The following is a 7098-nucleotide window of genomic DNA, read 5'->3' on the forward strand; positions in this document are numbered from 1 at the left end:
CAATTTCGGACGATTCCGCGACATAGTACCGCATGCCTGAAACACTTGGCGACTGATGGGGCCGCCACCAGGGCACGCATGACGACCGGGACACATAGATCATCGGGGCAGCAAGAATGCGTGAGGGATTGCATCGGGGCCTGCAGATTTCTGTGACACTCATCGGCATGGCAGCGCTCGCTGCCTGCGATGGAAGCAGCAATACCTACGTCCCGCCTCCGCCGCCGGCCGTCCGTGTTGCACAACCAGTCCAGGAGCCCGTCACCCTCTATTTCGAACTCACGGGCAATACTGCGCCGCTGAACTCTGTCGATATCGAAGCGCGCGTCCAGGGTTATCTTCAGTCGATCGATTATCAGGATGGCACGACAGTAACGAAGGGAACCAAGCTCTTCGGAATCGAGCGCGACACCTATCAGGCCCAGCTTGATCAGGCCAAGGCATCCCTCGCATCGCAACAGGCATCCCAGGTTGGTGCCAAGCAGGAGTACGATCGTCAGGTCAATCTGATGAAGCAGCAGGTCACGACGCAGACAGCCGTCGACAGCGCCAAGGCGACGCTCGACGAAGCCAATGCGCAAATCCTCAATGCCCAGGCCAATGTCGAACTCGCAACGATCAATCTTGGCTATACCGAAGTGATTGCACCCTTCGATGGCACGGTGACCGACCACCTTGTCGATATCGGCACGCTCGTCGGCGTCTCAGGCCCCACCAAGCTCGCCAGCATTGTCCAGACGGACCCGATCTATGCCTATTTCAACGTCAGTGAAACCCAGGTGCTGCTGATCAAGGATATGTTGAGAAAGCAGGGACGTACCTTCAAGCAGACGGATCTGCCGAGCATCCCAGCCGAACTCGGCCTGCAATCCGAAGAAGGCTACCCACATAAGGGACATCTCGACTACGTCTCGCCGCAACTCGATGCATCGACCGGCACGCTTCAGGTCCGGGCTCTGTTCGACAACAAGGACAAAGCCATGTTGCCTGGCTTCTTCGTGCGCGTTCGCGTGCCGATCGGCCGGAACGAAAAAGCGCTGCTCGTGCGCGACGATGCGATCGCCACCAACCAGCTCGGCAGCTATCTGCTCGTTCTCGGCAAGGACGATACGGTCGAGCAGAAGCAGGTGAAGACGGGTCAGCGCGAAGGCGGTCTCCGCGTCATCGAATCCGGCCTCGAACCCGCTGACTGGGTCGTCGTCCAGGGCATCCAGCAGGCGATCCCCGGGAGCAAGGCTGCGCCTGAGAAAATCGACATGAAACCGCAATCGGCGGCGGCCGGCACCGATGCAAAGGCTACGACGACGACGCAGTAATTTCGCCGCAACGCCTCATCCGAACGTCCAAGGGCAACAGCATGATCTCGCGCTTCTTCATCGAACGGCCGGTGCTCGCCAATGTTCTGGCCTTGGTTTTTGTTCTCATCGGTGCGGTGGCTCTCTTCCAATTGCCGGTCGCGCAATATCCGAATGTCGTTCCACCGACCGTGCAGGTGACGACCCGCTTCCCGGGCGCCAGCGCCAAGACGCTCGTCGATACGGTCGCGCTGCCGATCGAGCAGCAGGTCAACGGCGTGCAGGACATGCTCTATATGCAGTCCACGAGCGCAAGTGACGGCACCTATTCGCTCACCGTGACCTTCGCGATTGGAACGGATCCCGACCAGGCACAGGTCCTCGTGCAGAACCGCGTCGCGATTGCCATGTCGTCGCTTCCACAGGCGGTGCAGGTCCAAGGCGTCAGCACCCAGAAGAAATCGACCGCCATCCTCGGCTTTGTCACCCTGACCTCACCGGACAGCCGCTATGACAACCTGTTCCTCTCCAATTATGCGGTCATCAACCTCCAGAACGAACTTGCCCGCCTGCCCGGCGTCGGCAATGTCACGGTCTTCGGCGCCGGCCAATATGCCATGCGCATCTGGATGGATCCGAACCTGCTACAGGCCCGCGGGCTGACACCACAGGATATCGTCAATGTCGTGCAGCAGCAGAGCCAGGAGGTCACGGCTGGCCAGATCGGTATTCCGCCGGTACCCCAGGGGCAGACATTCCAATACACGCTGAACATCAATGGCCGGCTGAACGATGCTGCTGACTACGAAAACATTATCGTCAAGGTCGACGGCTCAGACGGCGGCCGGGTAACGCGCATCCGCGATATCGGCCGGGTCGAACTGGGTGCGCAGACCTATAGCCAGACCTTCATGCAGAATGGCCGACCGGCTGCGGGCATCGGGATCTCCCAATTGCCGGAAGCAAACGCCATTGCTGTGGCCCAGGCAGTCGATGTGAAGATGGCGGAACTGGCGAAGGCCTTCCCGCCGGGCCTCGAATATCATCTTCCCTTCGATACCACGAAATTCGTCAAGGCCTCGATCGACGAAGTCTATGTCACGCTGATCGAGGCAGGCGTTCTCGTTCTCATCGTCATTCTGCTGTTCCTGCAGGACTGGCGAGCCATGCTCGTTCCGGCGACCACTGTTCCTGTCACCATCATCGGCGCCTTTGCCGCGATGGCGGCCATGGGCTTCACGGTCAACCTCTCCACTCTCTTTGCAATCGTTCTCGCCATCGGCATCGTCGTTGATGACGCCATCGTCATTGTCGAGGGTGTGGCGAGACATATCGAGGCGGGCATGACCGGCCGTAAGGCCGCTGAAAAGGCAATGGACGAACTGCTCGGTCCCGTGATCGGTATCACACTGGTGCTGATGGCGGTTTTCATTCCAGCCGCTTTCTTGCCGGGGCTGACGGGCCAGCTTTACCGCCAATTTGCTCTCGTGATCGCAGCCACCGCGCTAATCAGCGCCATCAACGCCGTGACGCTGAAGCCGACGCAGTGCGCCCTGTGGCTGCGCACGCCGGTGCCTCCCGAGAAGCGCAACTTCGTATATCGCGGTTTCAACAGGATCTACGACTGGGGTGAACGCGGATACGTCCGGCTGATCAGCTCGATGACGCGCCACGCCGCGGTCATGGCTATTCTGGCGTTGGCGCTGATGGGAGTAGCTGTCTGGGGGCTGACACGCGTGCCGAGCGCGTTCCTGCCGATCGAGGATCAAGGCTACGTACTGATTGGCGCGCAACTGCCCGATGGCGCCTCCAAGGAGCGCACCGACGCCGTCATGGCGGAGGTCGGCAAGATCGCCCAGGAGACGCCGGGCGTCGATCAGGTCCTGACGATCAGCGGCATATCCGTTCTCGACAACAATGCCAGCCTTCAAAACGCCGGCGTAGCCTATGTCGTGCTGAAAGACTGGGACGAACGACTCAAGGAAAAGGGGCAGGATCTTCTGTCCATCTACCAGCATCTGAATGGCGCGCTGCAAAGCGTATTGGTCGCGAAAACCCTGGTGATCGTACCGCCGCCGATTCAGGGCGTCGGCAATGCCAGCGGCTTCACGATGCAAGTGGAACTCAAGAATGGTGTTTCCGACTATGCACTGTTGCAGTCGCTTACCGATACGATTGTGAAAAATGGCGAAGCCCAGTCATCGCTGCAAAGGCTGAGTACGTCGTTCCGCTCGAATGTGCCGCAGCTCGAGATCGTGGTCGACCGTATCAAGGCCGAGACATTGGGCGTCACGGTCGGACAGGTTTTCTCTGCGCTCTCGGGCTACGTCGGATCGAGCTACGTGACACAGTTCAACAAGTTTGGCCGCACGTTCCAGGTCTACGCCCAGGCATCTCCGGAATTCCGCGTCAGCCCTGACGATATCCGCAATCTGGAGGTCAAGGCCGGGGATGGCACGATGGTGCCGCTCGGAACCGTCGTCGACATCAAGCCGATGGAAGGCCCCTCCCTGATCAGCCTCTACAACCTCTACCCATCAGCAACGATCGTCGGCGGGCCTGCGACCGGCTTCAGCTCCGGCCAGGCACTCGATGTCATGGAGCAGATTGCCGACCAGACCTTACCAACGGGAACCGGCTATGAGTGGACGGCGCTCTCCTATCAGGAAAAGGCGGTCGGCGGACAGATCTACTATATCTTCGCGCTCGGCATGCTGCTCGTCTACTTCGTGCTCGCGGGTCAATATGAAAGCTGGATCCTGCCGCTCGCCGTATTGCTGGCTGTCCCGCTTGCCCTGCTCGGCACCGTCGGCGCGTTGATGGCGGCGGGCGTCGCCAACAACCTCTACACCCAGATCGGCCTGATCCTTTTGATCGCTTTGGCATCGAAGAATGCCATTCTCATCGTCGAATACGCCCGAGAAAAGCGAGAGGAAGGCATGGAAATCCTCGAAGCAGCCGTTGAGGCTGCCCGCCTGCGCTTCCGACCGATCCTCATGACATCCTTCGCCTTCATTCTCGGCGTCCTGCCGCTTGTCCTCGCGACGGGAGCTGGCGCATCTGCCCGCAAGTCGATCGGCATATCGGTCTTCAGCGGCATGATCGCATCGACCTGCCTTGCCGTTTTGTTCGTTCCTTCCTTCTACGTCGTGCTGCAGAGCCTTGAAGAGTTCAGAAGGCGCCGCGGTAAAGCGCCTGCTGTAACCGATACTGAAATGACGGCACAATAGGCTCGCAAACAGCCTATTGCACGATCACCTGAACATAGACGCCACCGCTCTTGGCATAGTAGAGGCCGCCGCAGCGATAATAATAGCCGCCATAATAAGGGCCATAGATGCAGCCTGGAGGCAGCACGGCGATCGTCGTCGCCGTGCGCCGGACTACCCGGCGGGTGGTGCGACGCGCCACTCCGGCATAGGAGAGCGGCGTCAAGGGACGGCCGATGACCGCCTCCGCCGGCGTGGCGAAGCCGATCGACAGCGGTAGCGGGCCTTCTCCTTCCAGGCGAAAATCGGTGAAGACCATCACGCCGGCGAGGCACAGAGCGAAAAAGAGCTTGCTGCGGATCATTGCATATCTCCTGTAACGGCGGGCGCCGGAAGCTCATCGATCGATTGAAGTTCACTCAGATCCACGGTTTTCGCATTGGCTGGGATGTCGATATTGTAGGAGGTGGCGGCGACATCCGCCCCGCTTTTGAAGTTGCTGATCTCGAGCGTATATTGCGGCGCCTGGACGACGTGTTTGCTGGTGATTACATAGCGCCGCGGTATCGGCTGCGAACCCGTCTGTATCCAGATCTGCCAGTCGAGTTCTGGTGTGCGGAAAGCCAGATATTCGCATTCCACACCGTCGACGAAGGCGCTGGAAATGTGCTTGGCCTCGGTCACGTCGGACATCAAGATGTCATAGACGTGAGACGAGAGCAGATCGGCGCCTGGTGCTTCCACGCCAGCATCGGCGAGCCTGTCGATCAGATCATCAAGCGAGCCCTTGCCATCGACCTTCGCATAGGCATCGAGGTTCTTGCCATGCACGGTCAGCGTCGAACCGTCGAAGCTGACATCGATATCGGCAAAGCCTCCGGTCCGCGTAACACGCAGTTTGTCGGGACGGGTGATATTGGCTGTACCCGAACTGACGAATTGCAGTTTCTCGAAGTCCGGGGTCACAGCCTCGAGTGATGATTGGTAGTTGAAGGATATGCTCTTCTGCGCCACCAGAAAATCGGACATGGCCTTCAGAAGATCTTTTGCATCATCCGCCCATGCATGGGTCGGCAGTACAAGGCCGACGGCAACAGCGGAATAGCTCAGTATTCGTTTCAATCGCGATAGAGAAGTCGATGACATGGCACTGCCTTTCATTTGTGTCGTCATTGAATTCATCGGATGCGGAGATTTCGGATCGTACTGCGACGATCTCGAAACGGCTGAGCGGAACCGTCAGGAGAATGCCTGACGGCTCAGGCATTCCCGGCGAAACCGGATAGGAATTGGAAGGCCGCTACAGGCCCGAGGTCAGCACCCTGTGACAGGCTGGCGACACGCGCTGCAGATTGTCCCGCAGGCACTCGATCACCCGCCCGCCGCCGATCGGCACCATGCGGCAGAAAGCTCGGAAGTCCGGCCCGCAAGTCTCGCGCACGATCATCACTTCCTCGCGGGGAGAGAAGACAGGCATCGCAGCCGGCCGGGTTGCCGGCGGTGTGGCTGCCGTTGCGGCACCTGCACCCGCACCGGCTGCGGGCGCGCCCGCCGCACCCATCGCCGCAACGGCCTGCTGGCAAGGCGCCGACAGGCGGGCACTATGCTGCTGCAGGCAGGAGAGTGCCGCGGCACCTCCCGGAGTCACTCCGGAGCATTGCGCCATAAAATCGGAGCGGCAAGCTGACTTGACGGCGTTGCGCTGTGCGTCGGTCGGCTGAGCCGCCGCTTGGGTGCCGGCTGCTGGTGCCGCGGTGGCCGCCCCTGCAGTCGCAGGCGCCGTCTGAGATGGCTCCGCGGATGTCGATTTCGGCTTGGCGCTGACGGCGGAGACTGCCTTGCGGCAGGCTGCGGAAAGCGTGGAATCATGTTGCTGCAGGCAGGTCAGCGCCTCGATACCGCCCGGCTGGACCCCTGAACACTGTGCGATGAAATCCGAACGGCATGCTGCCCGGATCTCATTGCGCTGCTCTTCGGTCGGCGCCTGTGCAACGGCAACCCCGGTCAGAAGACAGGCCGCGCAGATGACGCTTGATATCGATAACCCGAACTGAAACCAACGCCCCCTGCGTGGTATTGCCGATCGAGAAGATGCATATATCCGCATTGTTCCCCTCCCTGGAAAGTTCATCGATTTACGGCATGAAAAGAAGTACTCCGGCTGAACGAGACAGCAGACTTCGAAAAACCAATTGAAATCCGTGCGCAGAAATTTAAAGCGCCACGCGGATTTACTTTAGCACATTCGAAATTTTGATAGTAGACCCGAATATCCGGATGCGATTAGCTGACTGTGCTTAAGATGTATCGAAGCATCGGAAATATCCGCGCCGGGATATTTAGACGAGATGGAAGTGAGGGGAGATTTTGGTTTCGCCGCGTCGGCTTTGGGAGCTTTGGGCGTTTTGGCGGCTTTCGAGGCGTTGAACCTCGCCGTGTTATCAAACAAAAAAAGCCCGCTTGGATGCGGGCTATATGTTTGGTTGCGGGGGCAGGATTTGAACCTGCGGCCTTCAGGTTATGAGCCTGACGAGCTACCGGGCTGCTCCACCCCGCGTTATCCGATTTTTGCCTAAGGCAAAATATCGTATTTC

General features: G+C 59.4%; 5 protein-coding genes and 1 tRNA gene. 2 read left to right on the plus strand and 4 right to left on the minus strand.

Going from position 1 to position 7098, the window contains the following annotated elements:
- Nucleotides 1-116 precede the first annotated feature (116 nt).
- Together AC1DF8_RS20260 and AC1DF8_RS20265 are read left to right on the plus strand one after the other, a co-directional pair.
- Entirely contained in the window at nucleotides 117-1316 is a 1200-nt protein-coding gene (locus AC1DF8_RS20260; RefSeq protein WP_478154623.1) for an efflux RND transporter periplasmic adaptor subunit, read from the plus strand.
- A gap of 41 nt (nucleotides 1317-1357) precedes the next feature.
- Entirely contained in the window at nucleotides 1358-4525 is a 3168-nt protein-coding gene (locus tag AC1DF8_RS20265) for an efflux RND transporter permease subunit (protein ID WP_478154624.1), read from the plus strand.
- Nucleotides 4526-4538: 13 nt separating this feature from the next.
- On the opposite strand, the gene AC1DF8_RS20270 is transcribed toward AC1DF8_RS20265, so the two are convergent.
- The 4 genes from AC1DF8_RS20270 to AC1DF8_RS20285 form a co-directional block, all read right to left on the minus strand.
- Complete coding sequence (locus AC1DF8_RS20270; protein ID WP_112968665.1) at nucleotides 4539-4868, minus strand: hypothetical protein; 330 nt, start codon at nucleotides 4866-4868, stop codon at nucleotides 4539-4541.
- On the minus strand, nucleotides 4865-5650 hold the full coding sequence (locus AC1DF8_RS20275; RefSeq protein WP_112968664.1) for a DUF2092 domain-containing protein: 786 nt from the start codon (nucleotides 5648-5650) through the stop codon (nucleotides 4865-4867). Before AC1DF8_RS20275 ends, AC1DF8_RS20270 begins: the two co-directional genes overlap by 4 nt.
- Before the next feature lie 154 nt (nucleotides 5651-5804).
- On the minus strand, nucleotides 5805-6611 hold the full coding sequence (locus AC1DF8_RS20280) for a cysteine rich repeat-containing protein (RefSeq protein WP_478154626.1): 807 nt from the start codon (nucleotides 6609-6611) through the stop codon (nucleotides 5805-5807).
- A 373-nt stretch (nucleotides 6612-6984) separates the two neighbouring features.
- Nucleotides 6985-7061: transfer RNA gene (locus AC1DF8_RS20285), tRNA-Met, on the minus strand.
- Nucleotides 7062-7098: the final 37 nt, after the last annotated feature.

This window comes from Rhizobium sp. 05N49 (genome assembly GCF_056396805.1).